This is a genomic window from Kribbella sp. CA-253562 (genome assembly GCF_050942265.1).
GTDB lineage: Bacteria > Actinomycetota > Actinomycetes > Propionibacteriales > Kribbellaceae > Kribbella.
In genome coordinates, this window is record NZ_CP192049.1 from 7677200 (window position 1) to 7701709 (window position 24510).

A 24510-nucleotide genomic window follows, 5' to 3' on the forward strand; every position below is an offset into this window, starting at 1 on the left:
AGCTCAGGAGATCGCTGCCCGGACCGCGGGCACGATCTCCTGAGCCCACCGGCCGAGCGAACTCTCGTACGACGCGTCGCCGCGCGGGAAGTACGTGAAGCCAGCGGCTTCGTGCTCCAGCACCGCGCCGCTCAGCTCCTCCACCCACTGGTCGACCGAGCCGCCGACCCAACGGCCTTCGGCGTCGCGCGGCCGGTCGAGCGGACGGTCGGTGATCGCGCCGGGAAAGTTGTAGATCGTCGCGACGTCGGACGGCTTGCGCCCGGCCTCGGCGGCCGCGGTGTCGATGATCGGCCGCGACGTCCGGTAGATCTCGCTGAGCCAGTCGGCCGCGTGACCGGGAATCCACCCGTCGGCCTGCCGTCCGGTCGCCGCGAGCGACTTCGGACCGTTCGACCCGGTCCAGATCTGCAGGGGCGGTACCGCGACGGGCGGGATCCCGGTCACCGGGTAGTGCGGTCCCTCCGACGTCACCGCAGGTCCCGCCGTGGTCAGCGACCGGATCAGCACCATCGCCTCCTCGAACGCCTCGACGGCTTGCCGCGGAGTCTGCTCCCGGCCGCCCATCGCCGTGATCAGGTCCGGCGCTCCGCCGGCGCCGAGGCCGACCACGAGCCGGTCGCCGGACAGCGCCGCGAGCGTGGACGCCGTACGGGCCAGGATCGGTGCCGGGCGCAACGGCAGGTTGGTGACGTTGACCAGGCCGGCGATCCGCTCGGTGCGGGCCAGCACGAACCCGATCGCGGCGTACGCGTCGAGCGCGTGAGCGCCGTACGGGTGATCGGCGACCGAGACGTGGTCGAGGCCGTCGCGATCGGCCCGCTGGGCGAGCCGCAACAGGTCGGGGATCGCACGCGCGTCCAGCGGTGCGCCGTACCCGAAACGAACAGTCATGATGGACCTCCAGTTAGTTCGGAGGGCTAAATAGTAGTATATCGAAATATTTGGTCTCCTGACATTCCAGCTGCCGGACTAGGATGGAGCCATGGCGGCACAGGACACGGAACTGGTCGGCTCGCTGGTCCAGCTGATGCACACCCTGCAGGACCTGTACGCCGAGACCAGTCGCCCGCTCGGGCTGACGCCGCAGCAGGCGCATCTGCTGTGCGTGCTGCTCGCCGGACCGTTCGGGATGACCGAGCTGAGCCGGATCATGAGCATCGAGCGGTCGAGCCTGACCAGCATGGTCGACCGGCTGGAGCGACGGGAGCTGGTCCAGCGGCAGCCCGATCCCGCGGACCGGCGGGCGTGCCGGATCGCGCTCACGACGTCGGGTACGAAGCTGGCCGACGAGGCCCACTCGGCGTACACCGATCGGATCGGCGAACTGACCGCCGCGCTCTCGCCGGCTCAGCGCAAGGCTGTGGTCGGAGCAGTCGCGACGGTAACGAGTGATCAACGCCTCAAGTGAGGCAAACTTGTCTCATTCGAGACAGAGGTGTCTACTGGAGGCATGCTCACTCGTGACCAGGTCCTCGACGCCGCGCTGCGCCGGCTGAACTCCGACCCGACCACCTCGATGGCCGATCTCGCGGCCGCGATCGGGATCGGCCGGGCCACGCTGAACCGCCATTTCGCCTCCCGCGACGCGCTGCTCCGGGAGATCGGTGAGCGGGCGCTCGACCACTGGGTCCGCAGCCAGCAGGAGACCGACATGGTCGCGGCCGGCGCGTCCGGGGATCCCGAGCGGATCCGGGCCTGCCTGCGCGAACTGGTCCGCTGGTTCGTCGAGAACGCCGACGAGTTCGCCTACGCGCTGGCCAACAACCGGATGGAAGCGATGCCGGAGCTGGCCGAGCGCACCAACGTGCTGATCGATCGCGAGGTCGAGTTCTACGCCGCGGCGCAGCGGGCCGGCGTACTGCGGTCCGATCTTCCGGCCCGCTGGATCGAGCACACCGTCTACGGGCTGATGATCGCGGCCCGCGAGGCGCTGCGCCGTGGCGACGTCGCCCGGCGCGACCTCGACGGGCTCGTACTGTCGACCTTCCTCGTCGGCACGACCGCTGGAGACTTCCGATGACCGCCAGTACGACGCCCGTGCGGCCGGCCGCGACACCGAGCACCCGGCGGCGTTGGGGCGGTCTCGCCGTCTTGTCCGCCAGCTTGCTGCTGGTGGTGATGGACATGACGATCCTCAACCTCGCGCTCCCCGCGATGGCCGAGGACCTGCGGCCGAGCTCGGTCGAACTGCTGTGGATGGTCGACATCTACTCGCTGGTGCTGGCCGGTCTGCTGGTCACCGCCAGTTCCCTCGGCGACCGGATCGGCCGGCGGCGGATGCTGGTGACCGGCTTCGTGATCTTCGGCGCGGCCTCGCTCGGCGTGCTGCTGGCCGACAGCCCGGCGCACGTGATCGCCGTACGCGTCCTGCTCGGGGTCGGTGGCGCGATGATCATGCCGTCGACGTTGTCGCTGATCCGGGCCCTGTTCCCGGACGCGCGGGAACGCGCGACCGCGCTCGGGATCTGGGGTGCGACCGCCGCCGTCGGCAGCGCGCTCGGGCCGATCCTGGGCGGGGCGTTGCTGCAGAACTTCAGCTGGCACTCGGCGTTCCTGGTGAACGTGCCGGTGATGGCCGCGGCCGTCGTCGCCGCGTTGCTGCTGCTGCCGGAGAGCCGGTCGGAGCGGCCCGGACGGCTCGATCCTGTCGCGACCGTGCTGTCGATCGCGGGGATGGTCGGGCTGGTCTACGCGATCAAGGAACTCGGCAAGGACGGCGTGACCGCCGAGGTTCTGGTGGTCGGTCTGGTGGGGGCTGCACTGCTCTTTGGGTTTGTGCTGCGCTGCCTGCGGACGGGCGAGCCGATGCTGGAGATCAGGTTGTTCCGCGGCCGGGGGTTCACGGCCGGCGTACTCACCGCGCTGATCACGAGCTTCGCGATGGTCGCCGCGCTGCTGCTCATTTCGCAGTGGCTGCAGTTGGTGAAGGGCTGGTCGCCGCTCGCTTCCGGTGTCGCGCTGCTCCCGATGGCCGTCGGCGGTCTGATCGGTTCGCCGCTGGCGCCCGCGCTCGCGCAGCGCATTGGTGCCCGCACTGTTCTGGTCGGTGGCCTGGCCGTCGGAGCCGCTGGTTTCCTCCTGCTCTTCGCCGTCCCGCAGCCCCTCACGTACGCCGGAATCGCCGCGTCCCTCACCCTGATCGGCATCGGTACCGCTCCCCTGGCGGTCGCCTCAGCCGTCATCATGGCCGGCGCCCCCGTCGACCAGGCCGGCAGCGCCGCGGCGATCGAGGAAAGCAGCTACGAAATCGGCGCCGCCCTGGGCATCACCGTCCTCGGCAGCCTCGCCGCGGCGGTGTATCGCGCCGGGCTCCCGTCGGACGCGCCGACTCAAGCCCAGGAGTCGCTGGCCGGCGCCCTCACCCTCGGCGATCCCGCCCTCAGCTCCACGGCCCGAACCGCCTTCACCGAGTCCCTCACCTGGTTCGGGTTGTCCGGCGGCCTGCTACTGCTGGCCGTCGCCGGGCTGGTCCTGTACCTGACTCCCCGAACCCTGGACCTGTCAGCTGCGCACCACTGACACCTGGCGTGATCTGGCTCGGCCCGACACAATCGGCCGATGCCAGACGTCGCCGTCGTTCGAACCGACCAGCCGTATGTCGCGGACCAGACCGTCGAGAAGAACCGGGCGAGGGCCTTGCGGCTGATCCAACAGTTGCTTGGGCTCACCGGTGTCACGTGCCAGCACCACAGGGAACAGCTCAGCATCGCCCTGTGGAAGTGGACCGAGGCGGAGGGCATCGCGCCGTACGCGAAGTACAACACCCGGTTCATCTCCGCGGGAGTGAAGAATCCGGTCGGCCCGGCCAGCATCAACCACGAGCACGTGTGGACCCGGAAGGACCTGACGACGCAACTGCTCGGCAAGCGCTGGGAACCTGACGCCCTGGAGGCTTTGCTCGTCGAACAAGGCGTCGCCTGCATCGTCACTGTCGAGGAACACGGGCAACTCAGCGGTCGCAAGGAAACCGGCTGGCAGCGATACGCCGCCGCCGGGATCGACGTGTGGGACCGCCAGACGGGAAACTGGTTCGACATCGCCGCGGTTGCACCGGGGCCGGCCGAGACCACGGCCGAGCCGCCGGCGCCTGAGCCGCTGACGATCGCCGAGCTGGCAGCAAGTGAGTGCCGCACCCCGGCGATGGCCGAGGCCGTGACCCGCTTCGCGAAGATCGCCGGTTGGCAGCTGGCTGTGGCAGTCCCCTCGAACACGGCGGCCGCTCGCCACAAGTACTACCGCGTCCACGACACCCTGGTCGAGGAACCGACGCGCGCCGCCGCGTACGTGCACTGGACCGGCAAGGTCGACTACGCGCTCCAGGCGACGGACCTCCCGCCTGCGCTGCTTCAGGATCCGTTGGTCGGCACTTTGAAATCCCCCTACGGCGTGACCACCAATCTCTCGACCGCCGAGGGGTTCGACCTCGGGTGTGAACTTCTGGCGCTTGCGCTGGAGCAGATCCGCGACGAGGACGCCTGAGACGGCAAGGCCCTCGACTCCCTCACCTGGTTCGGGTTGTCCGGCGGGCTGCTACTGCTGGCCGTCGCGGCGCTGGTCCTGTACCTGACTCCCCGAACTCTGGACCTGTCAGCTGCGCACCACTGACCGTCGGTGCGGTGGCGGGAGCTACGGCATCACCGCGATGCTCGTCGGACCGGAGTCATTCGGGGTGCTTGAGGAGGGCGACTTCGCCGCGAGGTGCAGGCGGAGGATCGTGTCGTAGTCGACGACCTCCAGGGACGACGCGGTCTCGGCGGCCTGGTCGAAGTCGGTGGGGGCTTCGTGGCTCGCGACGACCAGGAGGGTGCGGGGGTCGGTGATCTCCACGCCGTACTTGGTCTTGGCGAAGGCCTGGTTCTCCGCGGTGGCGAAGTACTGCTGGTACTGCGCGAGGCGGGTGGCGCCGTCGCGAAGGTCGAGGGAGCGGCGGCGCTTCTTGCCGCCGACGGTCTCGAGCAGCGGAAGCGCGAGGTCGCCGACGACGTGGGTGCCGTCGGAACGCTCGAGGATGAAGTCGGGGGTGATCGTGCCGTCCGCGGACTCCAGCGCGGGCTCGCGGATCAGGCTGGTCGCGTCGAACGCGGACAGCAGGATCTCCTCGTGCCGGTTGAGGAACTCGCCGGTGGTCAGCTTCTGCAGGTCGTGCAGGTAGGTGCTGGCGTACGGGTCGCCCTTCAGGATCTGCTCCGACTCACCCCGCGGTACGGCGAACGTGCCGATCGGGTCGAGGTGCTCGGAGGAGTTCACCAGGCGCTGCAGGAACTCGCGGTACCTGTCCGCGGGCTCGGAGCGGTGGATCGCGATCGTGAAGAAGTTCCAGCGCAGGCGGACCGCGAGCCCGGACGACTGGGCCAGCAGCACCCGGCCGAGCACCGCATAGTTGCCCGGCGCGAACTCCAGCAGCTTGTCGCTCGGCCCGACCATCTCGTTACCCAGCAGGCTCTGCGTGGCCGGGAACCAGTCCGACAGCGCGTTCTTGCCGCGCTCGCTGGCGATCGTCGCGTCCTTCACGACACTCTCGTCCGGCAACGCGACGACCGCGCCGGCGCCGGCCGACGTACCGAAGTACTCGTCGATGCCGGCCGCCTTCTGCCGCCGCACCTCCAGCGACCGGTACTCGCGGCTGACGCCGACCAGTTCCAGGATGTTCCAGTCCGGGGTCTCGGTCAGCACCATCATCCGCGGATAGAGCAGCGGGCCGGGCAGCTCGGTCCGGTGGCTCGTCGGCAGGTGGTCGCTCACACCCTTGAGGTGCTCCCCCCAGAACTGAGTGTTCACCTTGACGAACTCGGTGGGTTTCATCGCCCGCTCTTCTCCTCGATCACGTCGGTGGTCCACAACCAGCAACCCCAGCTCGCCCGCAGCCTATTCCCCGGCATCGCGGGCAGGATGCGCGCAGGGACGCGCAGAGGGATGGTACGACAACAAAACAGCCCCTGATCCGTGGATCAGGGGCTGTTTCAGGCCCTGTGGCAGGTGCAGGGTTCGAACCTGCGTAGGCATAAGCCGACAGATTTACAGTCTGCTCCCTTTGGCCGCTCGGGCAACCTGCCAGGGGTGCTGCTCCGAGGAGCGGCGTGAGAGACGATACAACAGACAGTGCCCCTGACAGCAAATCGGATGGGGGCTGTGGAGGGCGGCTGGGGAAATCGGTCGCGGGCCTGGCCGGGGGCGGGCATCGTGGGCGGCGTGACGACGAGGGCGCTGCGGGAGTTCGTTCGCGCGGACTACGGGCTTGATGTGGTTGAACTCACGCGGGTGCACGGGGGTGCTGATCTGGCCGCGGAGGTCTGGTTGGCGCGGACGACGGAGCGGCGGTACGCCGTGAAGTGGTCCGGGGGTGGGACGGATGCCGGCGCGAGAGTGAGTGCGGAACTGGCGGCTGCGGGGGTGCCGGGGATTGCTGGGCCAGTGCTGACTCGTGGCGGTGAGTCGTGGAGTGTGCGCGAGGGGCGGCGGCTCACGGTGATGCCTTGGGTTGACGGGCGGGGTGCGGCGGAGGTTGGGCTGACCGACGCGGAGTGGACGGCGTACGGGGTGCTGCTGGCGGGGGTTCACTCGACGGAGCCGTCGGAGGAGCTGCGGCGGGTGCTGCCTGCGCTCAATCCGGTCAATGCTCGGATGCCGGGGTTGCTGCGGGAGTTGGATGCGCGGCTGGCCGGGCAGGCGCCGGGTGACGAGACCGAGGCCGAACTGGCGGTCTTGTGGCGCGAGCATCGGGAGCTGATCCTCGGGCTGCTGGAGCCGGTCGACGGGCCGCGGGGTACGCCGGTGATCTGTCACGGGGATCCGCATCTGGGCAACGTGATCGTCGGCAACAACGTTCACTTGATCGACTGGGACGACGCGGTGCTGGCGTCGCGGGAGCAGGATCTGCTGTTCGTGCTCGGCGGGATGGGGACGCTCGGGCCGGCGACGCCGCGGCAGCTCGACGCGTTCTTCGCCGGCTACGGACAGACAGAACTCGACGATCACAATCTGCGGTACTACCGGCACGCCCGAGCTCTGGAGGACGTCGCGCTCTGGGCCGAGCAGGCGATCACCGGGCCGGACCGCGAGGACTCGCTCCGGATCCTCCGGGGAGTCCTCGGGCCCGACGGCCTGGCGGTGCTCGCGGTCTCCTGACCGCTAAACCGCACTCTTCGCGTACGCCGGGCGCAGCCGCGTCGCGATCACGGTCAGTACGGCGGCGATGAGCGCGGCGGTCAGGACCAGCGCGACCACCTGCCAGGTCGCGAAGCCGGTCAGCTGCACGACCGGAGCGACCGGCGCGATCGGGTCGTCAGCGACCGGCGAGCCCGGCCGCGTGTCCGGATCCTCCGGCGGCAGCTTGGCGTACGCGCTGCCGGTCAGCGCGACGACCGGGAGCGCCAGACCGGCCGAGACGGCGGTCAGACGGGACAGCAGTTTCATGAGCTTTCCTTTCAGGCTGGGCGACGAGGTGCCGCCGTACAACCACCGTGACGACCGTGGCCCCGACCGAGCCATACGACGTTCGACGTATGGGCGTAAGCCGCGGACAGGCCTAGCCTGAAAACAGAAGGAGGGGATCGCCATGGTCGAGCAACTGACCGTCACCGAGCGAGACCTGCGCCGGATCTTCGACGTGATCGACCGCGGCCGGCAGAGCGGGCCGGGCGAGGAGTTCCCGCGGGAGGTCCTCCGCGCGCTGGGTGAACTCATCCCGGCCGACGACGTCAGCTTCCAGCTGAGCCGGCCGCTCGAGCGCCAAGTGCTCGCCCTGGAGGAGGTCACCGAGCTGCCGGTCGACCTGCCCGACGGCTGGGAGGACCTGTTCTGGCACTCGTACTGGGACGAGGAGATCTGCAGCCGCCCGCAGCGCACCGGCGACTACGAGAGTGTCTGGAAGACGTCGGACTACCTGTCCGCCCGGCAGCTCGGCAGGTCGCCGCTTGGGGAATGGTTCAGGGTGCTGGGGACTCGCAGCGAGATCTGCGTTCCGTTCCCGGCTCGCGGCGCCGAGGATCGCCGGATGCTGCTGTCACGGACGTCCGGCCGCCTCTTCGTTGCCGAGGGCACCGTTCGCAAGCACCTGGAGAACATCTACGAACGCCTCGGCGTCGCCAGCCGCACGGCCGCGGTCGCCACGGCGTTCCCGCTCGCCGACTCAGCGTGACGGCCCGGCGGGCTACGCGTGGCGAACCCAGATGTTCGGTTCGACGTACGTGCCGGTGCCGTCGGCGATGGTGAGAGTGGACAGGCCCGCCGGGATGACGTAGGTGCCGGGTGAGGGCAACTCGATGCCCGTCCACTTCTCCCAGTCGGCGACCGACCCCGTGATGGTCTGCGACGCGGGCGCCGGCGCGAGCACCGTGGCACCGAGCCGGACATGGGTGCGGAGCCAGGGGTCGAGCGGCAGGCCGTCGGACCGGGTCCACGTCAGGTACGTCGCGATGTCCGTGAGCGGGTAGCGGGTCTTCAGCGTCGGCCGCAGCGGGGCGATGACCTGTGGCAGACCATGGGCGACGGCCCGGTCGCGCACAGCGGTGATCAGTTCGGCGGCGACACCACGGCCCTGCTGGTTGGGGCGCACAGCGGCGGCCATCAGCACGAAGGTGTTGGGTTCGACACCCGCCTCGTACGACGTGACGGCGCGGGCCATAGCGTCGGTGTAGCCGCCGGGCAGGTCTGAGACCGAGCCGTCCCAAGCGATCGGCACACCCCAGCACCCGGCTTGCAACCGCTCCGGTGACGCATCCTCCGACACCAGATAGAAGTTCCAATGCGGAAAGTACTGGTCCCGGCGCTCGGCGTACTGCTTCGCGAGCGCGTCGTGGAAGATGAACTCCGGCCAGCCCTCGGCGAACACCCGGCTCGCCTCGTCGTTGAGTTCGGGGGCTTCGGCGACGGGGATCAGCATGAAGCCGAGGTTAGGTCGTACCGCCGCCCGCGGCCATCGCATTTCGCACCGCCCGCGGGGATCCGCCGAGCTCGCGATGACAGGCCTTGTTGAACGCCTGGAGATCGGGAATGCCGACCGAAGCCGCGATCGCCGGGATGGACAGCGTCGACGAAACCAGCAGGTGCCGCGCGCGGGTCAGCCGGCGGCGCCGAAGGTAGGCGATCACGGTCGTACCGGTCTCGGCGTGGAACAGCCGGGTCAGGTGGTTGTGCGACACCCCGGCCTCGCGCGCCAGCTCCGGGACGGTCAGCGGGCGGGCGAGGTTCGCCTCGATGTACGCGATCGCGGCGGCGACCGCGGGATGCCCGGTCCGGTCCGGCGGGCCTGCGTTCAGGTGGGCGATGCGCCACAACGCGGTCCACACCTCGGCGACCACGCGTGCGGAACCGCTCGGGGACGCCTCGATCGCTGAGCGCAGCAGCTCGGCGAGCTGGGGCGCCGCGGCACCGGCGTCCTGGACCAGCGGCACGTACGACGGTTCGCCGCCCGGCCGCGGCCGGAAGTGCACGTACAGGTGCTCCGATCGCCCGCGGTAGTCGAACTGCACGGGCATCCCGGCCGGCGTCAGGCTGACGAAGCCGGGCGCCACCGCGTACGTCGTACCGTCCAGGGTCAGGTCGGCCGAGTAGTTGTACAGGTGCAGCTGCCACAGGTCGGGCAGCTGGAAGTTGTCGCGCCGGCGGTGCACCCCGTGCACGCCGGCGCCGAGGTTGACCACCTCCGGCGGCTGAGCCAAGGCTAACCGAAGCATGGTGAGAAATTACCACCAGTGGTGAATCAGACCGACGCGAGACCAGCGGATTCCTTCCTAACCTGGACGAGTAGGAACCACCAAGGACCAGTCGCCCCGAGAGGGAGAGACATGCCCCATCCCCATCGCAAGAACCTGCTCACCTCGGTCCAGATGGCTCATTTCGTCGCCACCGGCGCGCTCCGGATGGACGCCGTCGTACCCGACGAGATGAACCAGCAGGCCCTCGACGTCCTGCGGGCCGGCGTTCCCGGCGTCCCGTACGGCACCCCGCTGTCGGAGGCGTTCGTGGACAGCGAGTTCGTGCAGCGGCTGGTGCAGCTGCCCGAGGTCGCCGGCGCCATCCACAGCCTGGTCGGGCCCGAGCCGACCGTCGACCACCACGCGGTGCACATCCGCAAGGCCAACGAAGGCGAGGCGCAGAACCTGCACGGTGACGCGATCATCGACGTCCGCGAGGACGCCTTCGACGTGCAGCTGATGTACTACCCGCAGGAGGTGACGCTCGAGATGGGCGGCACCCTGAGCGTGCCCGGCAGCCACCTGCGCCGGACCAACGAGTCCGACACCGGCCGCTACCAGAATCTGCTCGGCCAGACCCGGCTGACCTGCCCGGCCGGCACCGTCGTCTTCCTGCACCACGGCATCTGGCACGGCGGCCGCCGCAACGACAGCGACATCGACCGCTACATGTTCAAGATCCGGTTCAACCCGACCGTGCGCCAGGTCCGGCTGTGGAACCTCGAGGACCTGTACGACGAGCAGGTCGCCGCCGAGCTCAGCCAGACCTTCCCCTGGTACGAGAACGCGACCGGCCGGCTGGAGATCTACAACCGGGTCAAGTTGTGGCAGAAGCTGACCGGCGACGACACCTTCGACCCCGACTACTGGGTCACCAGGGTCTCGAACCGCCCGCAGCGCGTGATCTCCCAGCGCAGCCAGAACCCGCACGCCGCGAAGAAGGTGACCGCATGACTCTACTGACGGCCGCGCCTCCGGCACGGCGGGTCATGAGGCTCAACTCCTGGCCTTCCCTCGTCGCTCCGGTCGCTTCGCTCCCTCCACTCCTCAGTCCAGGCCAGGAGGCCTCATGACCAGCACCGCCCCTGACACCACCGCGACCGGCACGACGGTCCGCCAGCAGGTGCTCGTGTTGTACCTGGCCTCCTCCGCACTCGACTCGCGCACGGTCGGCTGGTCGACCTACGACGGCACCGGCGCGACCTCGCCGACGACCGGCGACAGCGACGTCCCGCCGTACGCGAGCGGGCTGGAGGCGTTGAAGGACGGCTGGCGGCTCTTCCAGGCCGCGCAGCTGCTGCCGCCGCAGCACGGTCACGAGTACGACGTGTCGTTCCTCAAGCACGAGTTCTTCTTCGAGAAGCTCGTCACGGTCTGACCCAGATCGACGCGAGCTGGTGCAGTTGCAGGGACTGCACCCGCAGCGGGCCGTCGGTGACGAGCTCGATCCCGTCACCGGCGGCTTCGCTGTCGATCGGACCATCACCCACCGACGTCACACCGGCAGGACACAGACCGGTTTCGGCCAGGACAGCGGCGTCCCCGTTGCGGTGAGGGCGCCGCTGGACTGGTCGACGGTGAACGCCGCGACGGCGTCGGAGCGCTCATTCGCGGCGTACAGCAGCGTGAAGTCGTTGCTGAAGGCAAGGTGTCGCGGCCAGGTGCCGCCGGAGCCGATGGTCTGGATCAGCTCGACGCCGAGGCCGTCGGCGTCGGTGGCGAACACCGCGACCGTGTTGTCGCCGCGGTTCGAGCCGTACAGGTACCGGCCGTCGGGGGTGATCAGCAGCTCGGCCGGCGCGTTTTCGCCCGAGGCGCCGTCCGGCCGGGTCGACACGGTCTGGGTGACGGCCAGCTTGCCGTCGGCGTAGCTGCAGACGGTCAGCGTCGAGTCCAGCTCGTTGATCACGTACGCCGCCCCGCCGGCCGGGTGGAAGACGAGGTGCCGGGGCCCCGCGCCCGGGTGGACCTGGAGCCGGCTGACCTCTGCGAGCCGGCCGTCCTCGGTCAGCGTGGAGACGTGCACGGAGTCCGAGCCGAGGTCGACGTCGAACACGTACTCGCCCGCGGGGTCGAAGGTGACCTGGTGGGAGTGCGGGCCTTCCTGGCGCTCGGCGTTCGGGCCAGTCCCCTCGCGCTGCAGGATCTGGGTCGCCTCGCCGAGCGAGCCGTCCGCGGCGATCGGGTGGATCGCGATCGAACCCGAGCTGTAGTTGGCGCTGAGCAGGTAGTTGCCGGAGGGGTCGATCGCGAGGTGGCACGGGTGCGCCCCCTCCGTCGGCTGGTCGTTGAGCAACACCAGCGACCCGTCGTCAGCGGCCGCGAACGCGCTCACCCGTCCGGCGTCCAGCTCGTTGGTCGCGTAGAGGAAGCGCCCGTCGGCCGAACGCGTCAGGAACGAAGGATCCGGCGTCTCGACCGCGACCACCAGTTGCTCGACGGTCCCGACCGCGATTCCGGTCCCGCCACCGTCCTGGCTGGTGTAGCTGCCCACATAGATCCGCTCCGAAGTCATGCCCCTACCCTGCCAGGTCCCCGTTCCTGCGGCATCAGGCGATCCAGCATTCAGCGCGTCGTAGGCTCGCTGCCATGACCACGACGGCGTTGCTCCAGCGGATCCGCCTGGACCGGGCTCCCGCGGGGCCGAGCGCCGAGGGTTTGTTCGTGCTGCACCGGGCGTTCGTGACGTCGATCCCGTACGAGTCGGTGCAGTACCAATTCGGCGGCGGTGGGCCGCTGGATCCGCGGGTCGTCGCCGCCCGGATGATCGCGCGGGAGGCCGGCGGGTACTGCTTCCAGATGAACGGCGCGTTCGCGCTGTTGCTGAGCGAGCTCGGGTACCAAGTGACGATGCACCGTGGCGGCGTCCAGACCCGGTCGGTTCCGGCGGCGCGGGTCGACAGCACGCATCTCGTCCTGACCGTCACGGACCTGCCCGAGGCGCCGGAGCAGGTCTGGTTGGTCGATGCCGGTCTGGGCGACGGGCTGCTCGAGCCGTTGCCGCTGGAGGTGGGGGCGACCCGGCAGATGCCGTACGACTTCCGCCTGGGGCCGTCGTCGGTCACCGCGGGCTGGCGGTTGGAGCACGACGCGCGCAGCGTGATCGTCGGGATGGATTTCGAGTCCGCGCCGGCCACCTTGGACGACTTCGCCGAGCGGCATGCCCACCTCTCGACGGCAGCCGACTCGCCGTTCGTGCGTGCGGCCTCGGTCTTCCTGCGGCGCCCCGACAGCGTGCTCGCGCTGCGCTCGCGGGAACTCGCCGAAACCTTTGCCGACCGCATCGACACCACCGTGCTGGAGACGCAGACCGAGTACTACGAGTTGCTGGCCGACGTCTTCCAGCTCCCGCTTCCCCACCTCGGCCCGGCGCAGCGCGACCAGCTCTGGCGCCGGGTCGTGCAGCAGTACGACGACTACTTGGCGCGCGTGGCCAACCCCGGCTGAGAGGACCAGAGGGGCGCCAGTCGGCGGCGTGATCGGCGGCAGGTCTTCGAGGAGGCGGAGGTGATCGGGGGCGAGCAGGGTTTGCAGCAGCGCCGAACCGGACGCGCCCACGACGTAGTCGGCTCGGCCGACCGCGACGGGAAGCAGACCGGCTACGCGAAAGAACTCGGGCACGAGTCGGGCGATCACCTCCGGCGAGGGGCGGGTCGGTGGGGCTTCGGCGGGGAGGGCGCTGTTGAGGCCGTCGTGGTCGAAGACGACTTTGGCGGTGTGCTGCGAGCGGGTGCGGAGGGTATCGGCCGGTCCGCAGGTGAGGTCGAAGCGGAGCCAGTCGTCGCCGACGATGTGGTTGACGACAACCGTCGGGCCGAAGTCCAGGAGCTGATGGTGGACGAGCGGCATCGACTTCGCGACCTTGGCGACCCACGTCGTGGCGATGTTGGTGCGGTCTTCGTCGGTGACGACGGCAAGCAGGTCTAGGTCACTGAACTCGTCGTCGGTACCGCGCGCCGTACTGCCGGTGATCCACAGCCCGCGGACGCGCTGATCGTTGTGCAGTTGCTCGGTCACCCAGGCGAGCAACTGGTCGCGGTTCATCGGAGCTTCTTGCCGTAGAGGGCCGACGTCGGGGTGAGGTCGGGGAGGAGGAGCTGCCAGCCTTTGCGGCGGTACAGGCGAGGGGCCGGGCGGTCGTCGGCGTACGTGCTGAGCAGCGCCTTCGCATGCGGGAGGTCGGCCATCAGGGCGTCGTGGAGCGCGGCGCCGAGGCCTTGCCCTTGGGCTGCGGGGACGACGGCCAGCTCGACGAACTCGAAGTGGCCGCCGACCCACTCGTCGGCGATTTCCGGTGCGGTCTCGACGAGACGGTCGGACCACCATTGGCCGCGTTCACCGGTGTAGCCGTACGCGAAGCCGGTGAGCTCGCCGTCGGGGTCCCGGGCGACCACGAGCCTGAAGCCGGCTCGGCCGGCGTGCGTGGGGAGCTGCTCGGCGGCGAACCGCTCGGCCGCCGTCGCGTCCTCGTCGTAGCCGGGGGCACCGAAAGCGGCCAGGTAGACGTGCCGCAGTTCGTCCGAACACGACAGCCCGGCCGTGGGGTCGAGCGCTTCGATCATCACCTGAGACTAGCGCCGGGATGGGGCTCGGTCCGGCTGGTTTTCACGGGATGGGGCTGGGCACCTGGGACCTACCGAGGCGAGTCGACCGAAAGCGAGGCAGCACGATGAGCGAGTCCGAGAACGACTACCGACCGACCGTGGACGACGTCGATCCGAGCGCGCTGGCGGTCAACTCGGTGGACGACCACGTCCGGGTGTCGGCCGATCCCAGCGAGTCGGAAATCGTCGACTCGGCCGGTGAGACGCTGCGGGTGGACGAGGACTCCGACGGCGACCGGGTCGAGGCACCGGACGATGCCGCGGGCGAGGATCGCCAGCTCACCGACGAGTCCGGGCAGGCGGGTGGCCGGTCGTGAGCACTCCGCCGCAGGGCGCATTGCCGCTGCCCGACTTCGACCACATTCCGTTCGGATCGCTGGCCGCGCGGGTGCGGTCGCTCGACATCCAGCAGCTGGAACAGCTGATCGGGTACGAGCGCAACCACGGCCAGCGCATCCTCGTCCTGGAACTGCTCGAGCATCGCCGCGACGAGCTCCGCGAGGGCGCCGAACCCACCAGCGGTTCGCCCGACGCGATGAAACCCGAGGTCGCGGGATCACCGGACAGTGATGCATCTGTCGGCGCCGAACCGGGGCCGGCGGTGAATCCTCCGGCGCACGGCGATCCGACGAACCCGGCTCAGCCGAGGTAATCCCGGCCGGGCTCACGTTCGCAAAGACCACCCCATTCGACGTACATCCAGCAGGAGGTTCCGGTGTCCGAAGCGCAGAACGAGTCCAGGCCGGTTGTCGACCCGGAGGCCGAGGGGCTGCCCGGTACCGCGGACGACGACTCGTCGGCGTACGACGACACCGAGTCGGCCCGGGTCGCCGACGGACCGGACCCGGCCGCCTTGCCGGCCGACCACCCCGTCGCGTCGCTCGACTACGGCACGACGCCTGCCGAAGCGTCGACCGCCGAACCGCTCGCGGACCGGCTCGACCGGGAAGAGCCGGAGCCCGACCCGTACGCCGAAGCCGCCGATCCGAACGACCCGACCGATCCGGCCAACGTGTCAGATCGGGTGGATCCTGGTGATGACACCATCGAGCCGGACGAACTCGCGGAGGGTAGCGTGGCCGAAGTCACCGGCGTACCGGGAGCTGGGGCGGGGTTGGAAGCTTCGGGACCGGCTGGCGGCTCGCAGTCGGAGAGTGTGGACGCGGATGCTGACGGACCGGATCCGGAGGGCGAACTGACCGGCGTACCGGGTGATGGGCTGGTGGATGTGACCGGTGCTGATCTGACGGATTCCGACGAGTTGGACGGTCCTGAACCGACTGTGGCGGACCCGACCGAGCTCGGTGTGGTCGATGCGATCGAAGAGCACCCCGGCCGACTGGTGACGCCCGATGAGGGCGCGCATCCTGATCGCGAAGGCACGGAGATCGCGTCCGACAGTGGTTCGACCGGCGGGCTCACCGCTGAAGAGGCGGCGATGCACGAGGAACGCTGACCTCGGCTGCTCTGAACGTCGAACGGGCGGACGTGCACCACTGACCAAGCGGTCTTCGATGCCCTTCTTCAGGCGTGGACCGACTCAATTCAGCGGCTCTGGAGGAGGTTGGTCAGTGGTGCACGTCCGCGTTGCCAGGTGACCCGCTGGTGGATGCGGGTTCGGAGCTACCCGTTTCAGGCGTGCGGGACCCGGAAGTGAGCGCGTCGGCGAGAGCGGCCGCGTCCGCGGTGCTGACCAGCACGACGTCGTATCCGGTGAGGTCCGCTCCTTCGTGGGTCAGTTCGAGGCGCAGAGCCGGGCGGTTGCGGCGGGTGCTGACGAAATACCGCATGCCGGTACCAAGGCCCCAACGACCGATCTTGAGCACGCCGGTGACGACGATCCCGGAGCGGCCGCCCGGTGTCGCGGTCCAGCGGGTCGGCTGGTCGACGACGCTCGCTCGCGCGATCACCCCCGTGGGGACCACCAGCCGCGGCCGGCCGGCGGCGAAGATCCGCTCCCACCACTTCAGGTCGACCGTCACCGCGGCGTCGTTCGCACGTACTGTCGCCATGCCGGACCTCCACTCCTAGACTGTTCCCAATAATGGAAACATTACCAAGATTGGAAACAATCCACCAGATGGCGACGTCCACCTCCCTGGTCGATCTGCTGCACCACCCGCTGCGCTGGCGGATCGTGCAGTTGCTGATCGGCCGTTCGCTGACCACGCGCGAGCTGGCCGAGTCGCTGCCCGACGTCGCGACGACCACCCTGTACCGCCAGGTCGGCGTGCTGGTAAAGGCGGGCGTGCTGATGGTGTCCGACGAGCACCAGGTCCGCGGCGCGATCGAGCGCACCTACACCCTGAACACCAACGCGCGCGACGCCGACAACGCCGAGGTCGACCACGACCGGCTCCGCACGATGTTCACCGTCTTCGTCGCGGGCATCGGCGGTCACCTCGACCAGTACCTGACGCGCGACGAGATCGACCCGCTGGCCGACGGCATCAGCTTCCGCCAGACGGCGCTGAACCTGTCCGACGAGGAGTTCGCCGAGTTCGTCACGGCGTACGGCGAACTGCTGACCCGGTACGCCGGCAAGCCGGACGCCGCCGATCGCACCCGGCGGGTGCTCTCGACGATCATCGTGCCGGACTAAGGTCGCCGGGTGATCACAGACCAGCAGCGGCGGGACCGTGGACTGCGCACGGTCGCCGAAGTTCTGGAACTGGCCGAGTCGGGAACGGTGGTGCTCGATCCGTACTCGGTGCTGATCGGCAGCCGGGTTGTCCTGGGCAAGGAAAACGTTCTGTATCCCGGGGTGGTGATCGAGTGCGCCGAGGGCGGGCAGTGCGTGCTCGGCGACCGGAACACGCTGCTGCCGGGAACGTTCGTGTCGGTGCTGGACGGTGGATCTGTTGTCATCGGCAACGACACGAGGATCGGCGAGGGCGGTGCGCGGGTGGTGGCCTCCGGCGGCGAAGTGGTCATCGAAGACAGCGCCCGGCTGAGCAGCGGGGCGTTGCTCATCGCGCCGGCAGAGCTCGGGATCGGCTGCCAGGTGCTCGGCCAGATCACCGCCCAGGACATTGTCCTCGCAGGCGGAGCCGACCTGACTCACCCTGACCCCGACCACCGAGGCGCGGTCCTCAAGGGCTTCGGCAAGGCGCGCGGGCTACAGGTGGGCGTTGGCGAGGTGGTCAACGGCGCCGGGGACTTCGACGACGCGCCGGTGGAACGGCAACGGCAGTACCACCCGAACGCGCCGCGGCTGGGTGCTCCCGACTGATCAGTTGAGGAGAACTCAGCTGAGAAGCGCGAAGAGCGTGGCCGGTAGCAGCGAGAAGACCACCGCGACCGCCGTGCACGTGGTGATCACCGTGACGGCCGAGTTCTCGATGTTGACCGAGAACGGGGTTTCGGTCGGGGCGCGGAAGAGTTCGGCGATCCAGCGGAGGTAGACCGCGAGGCCGATCATCACGTTGACGGCCATCACGACGGCCAGCCAGAGCAGGTTGGAGTCGATGACGGACTGGAACGCGGCGAGCTTGGTGAAGAGACCGGCCAGGCCCGGGGGCAGGCCGGCTAGGACGACGAGGAAGAAGACGAGGGCAGCGGCGAGACCCGGTTCGGAGCGGAGCATGCCCTGGTAGTCGGTGAGTAGGCCGGCCGGGCGATGGCGTTGCACGACGGCGACCGCGCCGAAGGCGCCGAGGGTGACCACGACGTACGCCGCCAGGTACGCGACGACGGCTTGCGCGTCGCCGACGGCCAAGGGCGCGAGCAGGAAGCCGACCTGGCCGATCGACGACCAGGCGAGCAGGCGGACGGCTTCGCGTTGGCGCAGGGCGGCGAGGTTGCCGACGGTCATCGTGAGCGCGGCGAGGATCGCCAGCGCGGTGCGCAGGTCGACGCCGCTGGGGGCGATGCCGTAGATGACCAGGACGAGCAGACCGGCGACGCCCGCGGACTTCGAGACGACCGCCAGGAAGGCGGCGACCTCGACCGGCGCACCGGCGTACGTGTCGGGAAGCCAGCCGTGGAAGGGAACCGCCGCGATCTTGAAGGCGAAGCCGACCAGGACGAACAACGCGGCGGCGAAGGCGACCCGGCGCAGATCTGGGTCGAGACCAGAAACCCGGGCGGCGAGGGTCTGCAGGTAGAGGGTGCCGGTCACGCCGTACAGGTACGAGATGCCGAACAGCATCACCGCGGTCGACAGGACCGAGACGAGGAACGCCTTCAGCGCCCCCTCGGAGCCGCGCCTGTCACGCCGCAGCGCGACCATCGCGAAGCTCGGCAGCGACACCACCTCGAGCGCGATCACCACCGTCGCGAGATCGCGCGCCCCGGCCAGCACGGTCGCGCCGGTCAGCGCGCTCAGCAGGAGGAAGTGGTACTCCCCCACCGGAATGTCCCGATCCAGCAACCGGTACGCCGACAACCACACGACCCCGAGCCCGCCGACCAGTAGCACGGCCCACAGCCCGGCGGTCAGCGGCTCGAAGATCAGGCTGCACTCGGCCGGTCCCTCGACGGCGGTACGGCAGAACCCGGGCCGGAACTGGTTCTGCTGCGTGACCACGTAGCCCAGGCCGAACAGGATCGCACCGGTACTGACCAGCGAAACGCTCAGATGCCGCCACTTCCGCGAACCCGCACCCCAGAACGCGTCCACCATCAGTACGGCGACCGCGCCGATCGCGAGGACCAGCGGGACGATGATCGCCTGCCAGTCGGTCCAGGTCATCGTCATAGGAACGTCCAGTGGTCGAGCAGCAGCCAGGGACACACCCCGAGCACCACGGTCAGTACGACCAGCGGCGCCCAGGTCACGAACTCGATCCGGCTCAGGTCGACGGCGAACGCGGTCGCCGGGTGCTCGGCCGGGTCGCCCTGGTTCAGGTTGCGGATCAGCCGGAGGAAGTACGCCGCGGTGAGCACCGTGCCGAGCCCGGCGATCACCATCATCACCAGGTACGTCGTCCGCGGCAGTCCGTCGGCCGGTCGGTAGGCACCCATCAGCGCGAGCATCTCGCCCCAGAACCCGGCCAGCCCGGGCAGCCCGAGCGAGGCCAGGCAGGCGAAGGTCAGCAGCGCGCTGATCCGTGGCAGTCGCGCGTAGAGCGCCCGGCCGATCGCGCGCAGGTCGCTGGTGTCGTGGCGGTCCTTGATCGCGCCGGCCAGGAAGAACAGCAGGCCGGTGATCAGGCCGTGCGCGATGTTCGCGAACAGGGCTCCGGCAACGCCCTCGGGCGACATCGTCGCGATGCCGAGCCCGATGAAGCCCATGTGCCCGACCGAGGAGTACGCGATCAGCCGCTTCACATCGGTCTGGGCCAGACAGGCCAGCGAGCCCGCCACGATCGCCACCGTCGAGAAACCCGCCAGGTACGGCGCGATCGTCGCGGTCGCGTCGGGCAGGACCGGCAGCAGGACCCGGACCAGCCCGTAGCTGCCGAGCTTCAGCAGGACGCCGGCCAGCAGGACCGAGCCGACCGTCGGGGCCTTCGCATGCGCGTCCGGAAGCCAGATGTGCAGCGGCCAGAGCGGCATCTTCACGGCCAGGCCGAGCGCGATCAGGATCGCCGCGGCGAGCGCCGTACCGTGGCCGCCGGTGACCGGGTTCTGGCCGAGCAGCTCCAGGTCGAAGGTGCCGGAGCTGCGGTAGAGCAGCAGGAACCCGACCAGCATGACGGCCGAGCCGAGCACGGTCATCAGCACGAACGTGGTCGCCGCGCGCCGCCGGCCGGCCGGGTCGTGGTGGTCGCCCCAGATGTCGATGACCAGCCACATCGGGATCAGCACGACCTCGAAGAACAGGAAGAACAGGATCAGGTCAGCGGCGGCGAAGGTGCCGATCACGCCGGTCTCGATCACCAGCAGCAGCGCGATCAGCGAACGGGTCCGGCCGATGCGTGGCGTGATGCGCAGGGAGTAGAGGCAGCAGAGGAAGACCAGCAGCGCGGTCAGCATGATCAGCGGCAGTGAGATGCTGTCGACGGCCAGATGGAAACGCACGTCGAGCGCCGGGATCCAGGTCAGGTCGGTTTCGGCGAACGCGTGCAGCCGCCCAGGCACCGATCCACGGTCGCCGGGATCGACGAAGCTCGCCTCGAGTGTCACCGCGCGGGAAGGACGGAGGAAGTCGACCCACAGCACCACCGACCCGATCAGCACCAGCCCCGAGATCACCGACCCGTACAGCGCCGCGATCCGGTCCGCCGTCGACGACGGCAACGCCCACAACGCCAGCGCTGCGAGTACCGGCAGCGTCAGGATGCTCAGCAGGACGCCGTTCACGCGCCGATCACCCCCGCCAGGATCGCCAGCGCGACCACTCCGGCGACCGCGAAGGTCAGGTAGGTCTGCACGTTGCCGGTCTGCAGCAGCCGGAAGCCCTGCGAGGCCAGCGTTCCCGCGCGACCGGCCGCTCGGACGTACGCGCCGATCACGTCCCGGTCGCCGAGCACGGCCAGCTTCGCGAACCAGCGCACCGGGACCACCACTGCCTTCCCGTACGCCGCGTCTGCGCCGAACTCGTGTTCCAGCACCACCGGCCGCGGGTCGGCCCCCCGCCGCCACAGCGAGTACGCCGGAAGCGCGCCGAGCACCGCGAGTACGGTCGTCACCCCCGCGATCGCCCAGTTCAGGTGCAGGCCGTCGGCGTAGCCGAGCCCGATCGCGCCGACGGCGAGCAGCACCAGCGGCCCGCGCATCAGCCAGGAGCCGTCGCGCAGCTTGGAGAAGTCAGGGTCCTCGGCGTCGGCCATCGCGTCGTCGTCCTGGAACGCGCCGAGCGCGCCGGCCAGCGCGGGGGTCCGGAAGAAGATCCACAGCCAGAGCCGGACGCAGTAGAACGCGGTCAGCACAGCGGTCAGGCAGACCGACACCAGCACGAACCAGCCGACCGTCGAGCCGTCCCGCGCGTGGTGCCAGGCAGCCTCGACCACCGAATCCTTGGAGAAGAACCCGGCGAACCCCGGTACGCCGGCCAGCGCCGCGAGCCCGATCGTCATCGTCACGAACGTCACCGGCATCGCCTTGCGCAGCACGCCGCGGCGCGTGTAGCGCCGCAGGACAACAAAGGCCGCGCTGCCGACCTGGTGCAGCAGGACGCCGGCGCAGAGGAACAGCAAGCCCTTGAACGCCGCGTGCGTGACCAGGTGGAACAGGGCGGCGTGCCGGCCGTCCGCCGTACCGAGGGAGAGGCCGGCGAACATGATCGCGAGCTGGCTCACCGTCGACCAGGCCAGCACTCGCTTCACCTCGACCGCGGCCATCGCGCAGAGCGCGGCGAACAGCATCGTCACGCAGGCGACGACGGCCAGCACGGTCAACGTCGTCTCGGCCGCGACGAACACGTCGTACAGGCGGGCGATCAGGAAGACCCCGGCGGCGACCATCGTGGCCGCGTGGATCAGGGCGCTGACCGGGCTCGGACCGGGCATCGCGTCCGGGAGCCAGGTCTGCAGCGGGACCTGCGCGGACTTTCCGACCACGCCGACGAGCAGCAGGATCGTGCCGGTGGTCAGCGCCGCCGGTGAGATGTCGCCCGCGCCGAGCTCGGAGATCCGGAAGGTGCCGTAGCCGAGGCCGAGCACGAAGATGCCGAACAGGAAGCCGACGTCGCCGAGCCGGGTGATCAAGAACGCCTTCATCGCGCCGGAGCGGGCGTCGCGGCGTTCCCAGTAGTGGCTGATCAGCAGGTACGAGCAGGCGCCCATCACCTCCCAGCCGATCAGCAGCAGGAACAGGCTGTCGGCGATCACCACCGTGACCATCGCGGCGGTGAACAGCGTGACGAGTGCCGTGTACGACGCGGCGCGCTCGTGCAGGTAGGCGATCGAGTAGACCTGGACGCAGGCCGAGACCACGCCGACGACGGCCAGCAGCAGCACGGTCAGGTCGTCGGTGCGCAGGTCGAAGGTCCAGTACGCCGCGCCGGCGCCCGTGCCGGGGAACGACGTGACCTGCGGCTCCACGCCGGACAGGAGGATCGCGCTGAGGATCACCAGCAGCGAGAAGCCGACGCCGACCACGCGCCAGGTCGTCGCGATCACCGATCGATCTCCTTCGCCGTGTCCGCGGTCTCCAGCAGGTCGCGGGCCGCGTCGGCGTCGACGTGCCCGTGGCCGCGGAACAGCAGCAGCACGATCGCCAGCCCGAGGCCGATCTCGGCCGCGGCCAGCGTGATCACGAAGATCGCCAGCGTCTGCCCGGTGGCCAGGCCGTCGAGGCGCCAGGCGTCGAAGGCGATCAGGTTCAGGTTGACCGCGTTGAGCATCAGCTCGAACGACATCAGCATCGTGATCGCGTTGCGGCGGGCCAGTACGCCGTACACGCCGAGGCAGAACAGCGCGACGGCGAGAAGCAGCGGGAGGACGAGTGGCATCAGTCCTCCTTCTTCGGGGGCCGCTGGGACAGCACGATCGCGCCGATCAGCGCGGCCAGCAGCAGCACCGAGAGGACCTCGAACGGCAGCACCCAGGTGCGGAACACCGCCGTGCCGACCGCCTCGGCCGAGCCGTCCGGTACCGGACCGATCTTTTCGTTGCCAAAGGCAATCACGACGCCGGTGCCGAGCAGGACGGCGAGCGCACCGGCGACGACCGCGGCGAACGGGCTGCGGCGGGTGGTCAGGGCCGGCAGCGGGTTGGTCGGCGCTTTGGTCAGCATCAGCGCGAAGAGGACCAGGACGACGATGGCGCCGACGTACACCAGGATCTGTACCAGCGCGACGAGCTCCGCGTGCAGCGCGCCGAAGCAGCCGGCGACCGCGCCGAGGGCGACCACCAGCCAGAGCGCGGCGTGCACGATCCGGCGCGAGGTGACGACCAGAATGCTCGCGAACAGCGCCACCGCTCCCGCGACGGCGAAGAGCGCAGTGGTCACGCGCCGCTCCCGCGTGACGGGGGGTTCGGCTCGGGATCAGCCGGCTCGACGACGCTCGCGCCCGGATCGATCGGCTGCGGCGCGGGCACGGTCCACATCCAGTCGCGCAGCCGGTCCTTCTCGTGGGTCAGGTTGCGCAGGTCGGTCTCGGCGTACTCGAACTCCGGGGACCAGAACAGCGCGTCGAACGGGCAGGCCTCGATGCAGATCCCGCAGTACATGCACAGGCTGAAGTCGATCGCGAACCGGTCCAGCACGTTGCGGCTGCGCTCGCGGGCCTGCTCACCGACCGACGGCGCGGTCTCGGTGTGCGAGTCGATGTAGATGCACCAGCTCGGGCACTCCCGGGCGCAGAGCATGCAGGACGTGCAGTTCTCCTCCATCAGGGCGATCACGCCCCGGCTGCGCGGTGGCAGTTCCGGCTGCACGTCCGGGTACTGCTCGGTGACGGCACGGCGGGACAGCGTTTTCGCGGTGACCTTCAGGCCGTCGATCAGGCCCTTGCCAGGTAGTGCCACGCCTCCTCCTCCGTCCATGCGTCGACGCGAGCTGCAACACGCTGACACTAACCGGTCCGGGCCGATTACGGCGCGAGCAGGCGTCAGAGTTCGCGTTCGAGCCGGGCCGCGACCTGCCGGTACCGGCTGACCGGGACCAGATGTACCCCTTCGAAGGCGCCGCTGTCGCGGATCCGCAGCACCTGCTCGCAGGCCGCGTCGACCCCGGCGTCGCGGTCCCGCTCGACCGCCTCGACCAGGGCGTCGGGGATCGCCAGCTGGGACAGGCCGGCCAGGTTCTGGGCCATCTTCGCGCTGGCCAGCACCATCACCCCGGCGTACACGGGGATGGACAGGTCGACGCTCTCGCGCCAGCGCAGCAGCTCGTCGAGATCGAAGCTCACCTGCACGTAGAGGAAGTCGGCCTCGGCCTTCCACCGCGGCACCTTGCCGAGCCGCGCGGTCGCGCCGACCTGGAACGGGCCACAGCCGGGAAAGCTGGTCGAGCGAGTCTCGTCGATCATCGTCCGCACGGTGAGCTGACTGGTCCGGCCGCCCTCGCTCGGATCGTCCCCGTGCACGAACAGGAACTGCTCCACCCCGTACGCCGCGGCCGTCAGCAGGTCCCGCCGCAAGCCGAGCAGGTTGCGGTCCCGCGAGTTCAGGCAGGCGATCCCGCGCGCGCCCATCGCCTGCACCTCGTTGGCCACCGCGACGCTCGACACGGTCGCGCGGCCGATGTGGTTGTCCGGGATCAGGAACCCGTCCGCGATCGGACTCATCACCCCGATCTGGTGCCGGACCTTGGTGAGATCCGGCCGGGTCGGCGGTTCCACCTCGCAGATCAGCTCGAAGGACTTCATGACCGACGAC

At 69.6% G+C, this 24510-nt stretch carries 29 protein-coding genes, 1 tRNA gene and 2 pseudogenes; 14 read left to right on the forward strand and 18 right to left on the reverse strand.

All coding sequences use genetic code 11. The features are described from left to right. Positions 1-3 precede the first annotated feature (3 nt). A complete protein-coding gene (locus ACQPXM_RS36460; protein ID WP_432942543.1) occupies positions 4-894 on the reverse strand; it encodes an LLM class flavin-dependent oxidoreductase in 891 nt (296 codons plus the stop codon). Positions 895-985: 91 nt separating this feature from the next. Between ACQPXM_RS36460 and ACQPXM_RS36465 the strand changes: the two genes are divergently transcribed. From ACQPXM_RS36465 to ACQPXM_RS36480, 4 genes are read left to right on the forward strand one after another with little or no spacing between them, the layout of a single operon-like run. Beyond that, positions 986-1411, forward strand: a complete 426-nt coding sequence (locus ACQPXM_RS36465; RefSeq protein ID WP_432942544.1) for a MarR family winged helix-turn-helix transcriptional regulator — start codon at positions 986-988, stop codon at positions 1409-1411. A 42-nt stretch (positions 1412-1453) separates the two neighbouring features. Further along, positions 1454-2023: a TetR/AcrR family transcriptional regulator gene (locus ACQPXM_RS36470; protein ID WP_432942545.1), complete on the forward strand. Its 570-nt coding sequence runs from the start codon at positions 1454-1456 to the stop codon at positions 2021-2023. After that, the gene (locus tag ACQPXM_RS36475) at positions 2020-3522 is read left to right on the forward strand and encodes an MFS transporter (protein WP_432942546.1); all 1503 of its coding nucleotides are present in this window, start codon (positions 2020-2022) and stop codon (positions 3520-3522) included. The genes ACQPXM_RS36470 and ACQPXM_RS36475 overlap by 4 nt, the downstream gene beginning before the upstream one ends. 39 nt (positions 3523-3561) lie before the next feature. Beyond that, positions 3562-4482 carry a hypothetical protein gene (locus ACQPXM_RS36480; RefSeq protein ID WP_432942547.1) on the forward strand — a complete coding sequence of 307 codons (921 nt, stop codon included), beginning with the start codon at positions 3562-3564 and terminating at the stop codon, positions 4480-4482. 147 nt (positions 4483-4629) lie between these two features. On the opposite strand, the gene ACQPXM_RS36485 is transcribed toward ACQPXM_RS36480, so the two are convergent. Together ACQPXM_RS36485 and ACQPXM_RS36490 are read right to left on the reverse strand one after the other, a co-directional pair. Next, positions 4630-5805, reverse strand: a complete 1176-nt coding sequence (locus ACQPXM_RS36485) for a hypothetical protein (RefSeq protein WP_432942548.1) — start codon at positions 5803-5805, stop codon at positions 4630-4632. A gap of 168 nt (positions 5806-5973) precedes the next feature. Beyond that, a tRNA-Tyr gene (locus ACQPXM_RS36490) sits at positions 5974-6056 on the reverse strand. Positions 6057-6192: 136 nt separating this feature from the next. On the opposite strand from ACQPXM_RS36490, the gene ACQPXM_RS36495 reads away from it, so the two are divergent. Further along, entirely contained in the window at positions 6193-7128 is a 936-nt protein-coding gene (locus ACQPXM_RS36495) for a phosphotransferase enzyme family protein (RefSeq protein WP_432942549.1), read from the forward strand. A gap of 3 nt (positions 7129-7131) precedes the next feature. On the opposite strand, the gene ACQPXM_RS36500 is transcribed toward ACQPXM_RS36495, so the two are convergent. Then, positions 7132-7416, reverse strand: a complete 285-nt coding sequence (locus tag ACQPXM_RS36500) for a hypothetical protein (protein ID WP_432942550.1) — start codon at positions 7414-7416, stop codon at positions 7132-7134. A gap of 142 nt (positions 7417-7558) precedes the next feature. Between ACQPXM_RS36500 and ACQPXM_RS36505 the strand changes: the two genes are divergently transcribed. Beyond that, positions 7559-8140, forward strand: coding sequence for a LuxR C-terminal-related transcriptional regulator (locus tag ACQPXM_RS36505; protein WP_432942551.1), 582 nt, complete (start codon positions 7559-7561; stop codon positions 8138-8140). Between the two features lie 12 nt (positions 8141-8152). Here the strand turns inward: ACQPXM_RS36505 and ACQPXM_RS36510 are convergent, their stop codons facing one another. Further along, positions 8153-8884, reverse strand: a complete 732-nt coding sequence (locus ACQPXM_RS36510; RefSeq protein WP_432942552.1) for a GNAT family N-acetyltransferase — start codon at positions 8882-8884, stop codon at positions 8153-8155. 10 nt (positions 8885-8894) lie between these two features. Further along, the gene (locus ACQPXM_RS36515; protein ID WP_432942553.1) at positions 8895-9677 is read right to left on the reverse strand and encodes a helix-turn-helix domain-containing protein; all 783 of its coding nucleotides are present in this window, start codon (positions 9675-9677) and stop codon (positions 8895-8897) included. Between the two features lie 111 nt (positions 9678-9788). On the opposite strand from ACQPXM_RS36515, the gene ACQPXM_RS36520 reads away from it, so the two are divergent. Together ACQPXM_RS36520 and ACQPXM_RS36525 are read left to right on the forward strand one after the other, a co-directional pair. Further along, complete coding sequence (locus tag ACQPXM_RS36520; protein ID WP_432942554.1) at positions 9789-10652, forward strand: phytanoyl-CoA dioxygenase family protein; 864 nt, start codon at positions 9789-9791, stop codon at positions 10650-10652. A 115-nt stretch (positions 10653-10767) separates the two neighbouring features. Further along, positions 10768-11076 (forward strand): hypothetical protein, encoded by a 309-nt coding sequence (locus tag ACQPXM_RS36525; RefSeq protein ID WP_432942555.1) that lies wholly within the window; start codon positions 10768-10770, stop codon positions 11074-11076. On the opposite strand, the gene ACQPXM_RS36530 is transcribed toward ACQPXM_RS36525, so the two are convergent. Together ACQPXM_RS36530 and ACQPXM_RS36535 are read right to left on the reverse strand one after the other, a co-directional pair. Further along, the gene (locus ACQPXM_RS36530) at positions 11066-11188 is read right to left on the reverse strand and encodes a hypothetical protein (protein ID WP_432942556.1); all 123 of its coding nucleotides are present in this window, start codon (positions 11186-11188) and stop codon (positions 11066-11068) included. The two genes, ACQPXM_RS36525 and ACQPXM_RS36530, sit on opposite strands and share 11 nt — an antisense overlap. Positions 11189-11193: 5 nt before the next feature. Further along, a complete protein-coding gene (locus tag ACQPXM_RS36535) occupies positions 11194-12213 on the reverse strand; it encodes a lactonase family protein (RefSeq protein ID WP_432942557.1) in 1020 nt (339 codons plus the stop codon). Between the two features lie 74 nt (positions 12214-12287). On the opposite strand from ACQPXM_RS36535, the gene ACQPXM_RS36540 reads away from it, so the two are divergent. After that, on the forward strand, positions 12288-13145 hold the full coding sequence (locus ACQPXM_RS36540; protein ID WP_432942558.1) for an arylamine N-acetyltransferase family protein: 858 nt from the start codon (positions 12288-12290) through the stop codon (positions 13143-13145). 186 nt (positions 13146-13331) lie between these two features. Here ACQPXM_RS36540 and ACQPXM_RS36545 read toward each other — a convergent pair. Beyond that, positions 13332-13742: pseudogene (locus ACQPXM_RS36545) on the reverse strand (aminoglycoside 6-adenylyltransferase); the annotation flags it as partial. Further along, a complete protein-coding gene (locus ACQPXM_RS36550; RefSeq protein WP_432942559.1) occupies positions 13739-14260 on the reverse strand; it encodes a GNAT family N-acetyltransferase in 522 nt (173 codons plus the stop codon). The pseudogene ACQPXM_RS36545 and the gene ACQPXM_RS36550, both read right to left, overlap by 4 nt. A 107-nt stretch (positions 14261-14367) precedes the next feature. Here ACQPXM_RS36550 and ACQPXM_RS36555 point away from each other — a divergent pair, with 107 nt between their 5' ends. The 3 genes from ACQPXM_RS36555 to ACQPXM_RS36565 all read left to right on the forward strand — a co-directional run bounded on the left by ACQPXM_RS36555 (position 14368) and on the right by ACQPXM_RS36565 (position 15758). Continuing rightward, on the forward strand, positions 14368-14619 hold the full coding sequence (locus tag ACQPXM_RS36555) for a hypothetical protein (RefSeq protein ID WP_432942560.1): 252 nt from the start codon (positions 14368-14370) through the stop codon (positions 14617-14619). After that, positions 14616-14954, forward strand: a complete 339-nt coding sequence (locus ACQPXM_RS36560; RefSeq protein WP_432942561.1) for a hypothetical protein — start codon at positions 14616-14618, stop codon at positions 14952-14954. Before ACQPXM_RS36555 ends, ACQPXM_RS36560 begins: the two co-directional genes overlap by 4 nt. Before the next feature lie 63 nt (positions 14955-15017). After that, positions 15018-15758 (forward strand): DUF5709 domain-containing protein, encoded by a 741-nt coding sequence (locus ACQPXM_RS36565; protein ID WP_432942562.1) that lies wholly within the window; start codon positions 15018-15020, stop codon positions 15756-15758. A gap of 112 nt (positions 15759-15870) precedes the next feature. Here the strand turns inward: ACQPXM_RS36565 and ACQPXM_RS36570 are convergent, their stop codons facing one another. Next, a complete protein-coding gene (locus ACQPXM_RS36570; RefSeq protein ID WP_432942563.1) occupies positions 15871-16314 on the reverse strand; it encodes a hypothetical protein in 444 nt (147 codons plus the stop codon). A gap of 68 nt (positions 16315-16382) precedes the next feature. Between ACQPXM_RS36570 and ACQPXM_RS36575 the strand changes: the two genes are divergently transcribed. Beyond that, positions 16383-16904, forward strand: a complete 522-nt coding sequence (locus ACQPXM_RS36575; RefSeq protein ID WP_432942564.1) for a helix-turn-helix domain-containing protein — start codon at positions 16383-16385, stop codon at positions 16902-16904. Positions 16905-16913: 9 nt separating this feature from the next. Beyond that, a complete protein-coding gene (locus ACQPXM_RS36580) occupies positions 16914-17534 on the forward strand; it encodes a hypothetical protein (RefSeq protein WP_432942565.1) in 621 nt (206 codons plus the stop codon). A gap of 15 nt (positions 17535-17549) precedes the next feature. Here ACQPXM_RS36580 and ACQPXM_RS36585 read toward each other — a convergent pair whose 3' ends face one another. The 7 genes and pseudogenes from ACQPXM_RS36585 to ACQPXM_RS36615 all read right to left on the reverse strand — a co-directional run bounded on the left by ACQPXM_RS36585 (position 17550) and on the right by ACQPXM_RS36615 (position 24500). Beyond that, entirely contained in the window at positions 17550-19001 is a 1452-nt protein-coding gene (locus ACQPXM_RS36585) for an NADH-quinone oxidoreductase subunit N (protein ID WP_432942566.1), read from the reverse strand. After that, complete coding sequence (locus tag ACQPXM_RS36590; protein ID WP_432942567.1) at positions 18998-20548, reverse strand: complex I subunit 4 family protein; 1551 nt, start codon at positions 20546-20548, stop codon at positions 18998-19000. The genes ACQPXM_RS36585 and ACQPXM_RS36590 overlap by 4 nt, the downstream gene beginning before the upstream one ends. Then, complete coding sequence (locus ACQPXM_RS36595; RefSeq protein WP_432942568.1) at positions 20545-22308, reverse strand: NADH-quinone oxidoreductase subunit 5 family protein; 1764 nt, start codon at positions 22306-22308, stop codon at positions 20545-20547. The genes ACQPXM_RS36590 and ACQPXM_RS36595 overlap by 4 nt, the downstream gene beginning before the upstream one ends. Beyond that, positions 22305-22640, reverse strand: coding sequence for an NADH-quinone oxidoreductase subunit NuoK (gene nuoK / locus ACQPXM_RS36600; protein ID WP_077019124.1), 336 nt, complete (start codon positions 22638-22640; stop codon positions 22305-22307). Before nuoK ends, ACQPXM_RS36595 begins: the two co-directional genes overlap by 4 nt. After that, complete coding sequence (locus tag ACQPXM_RS36605) at positions 22640-23140, reverse strand: NADH-quinone oxidoreductase subunit J family protein (RefSeq protein ID WP_432942569.1); 501 nt, start codon at positions 23138-23140, stop codon at positions 22640-22642. Before ACQPXM_RS36605 ends, nuoK begins: the two co-directional genes overlap by 1 nt. A 167-nt stretch (positions 23141-23307) precedes the next feature. Further along, positions 23308-23523, reverse strand: a pseudogene (locus ACQPXM_RS36610) (4Fe-4S binding protein); the annotation flags it as partial. Positions 23524-23741: 218 nt separating this feature from the next. Then, the gene (locus tag ACQPXM_RS36615; protein WP_432942570.1) at positions 23742-24500 is read right to left on the reverse strand and encodes a methylenetetrahydrofolate reductase; all 759 of its coding nucleotides are present in this window, start codon (positions 24498-24500) and stop codon (positions 23742-23744) included. Between the last annotated feature and the right edge of the window lie 10 nt (positions 24501-24510).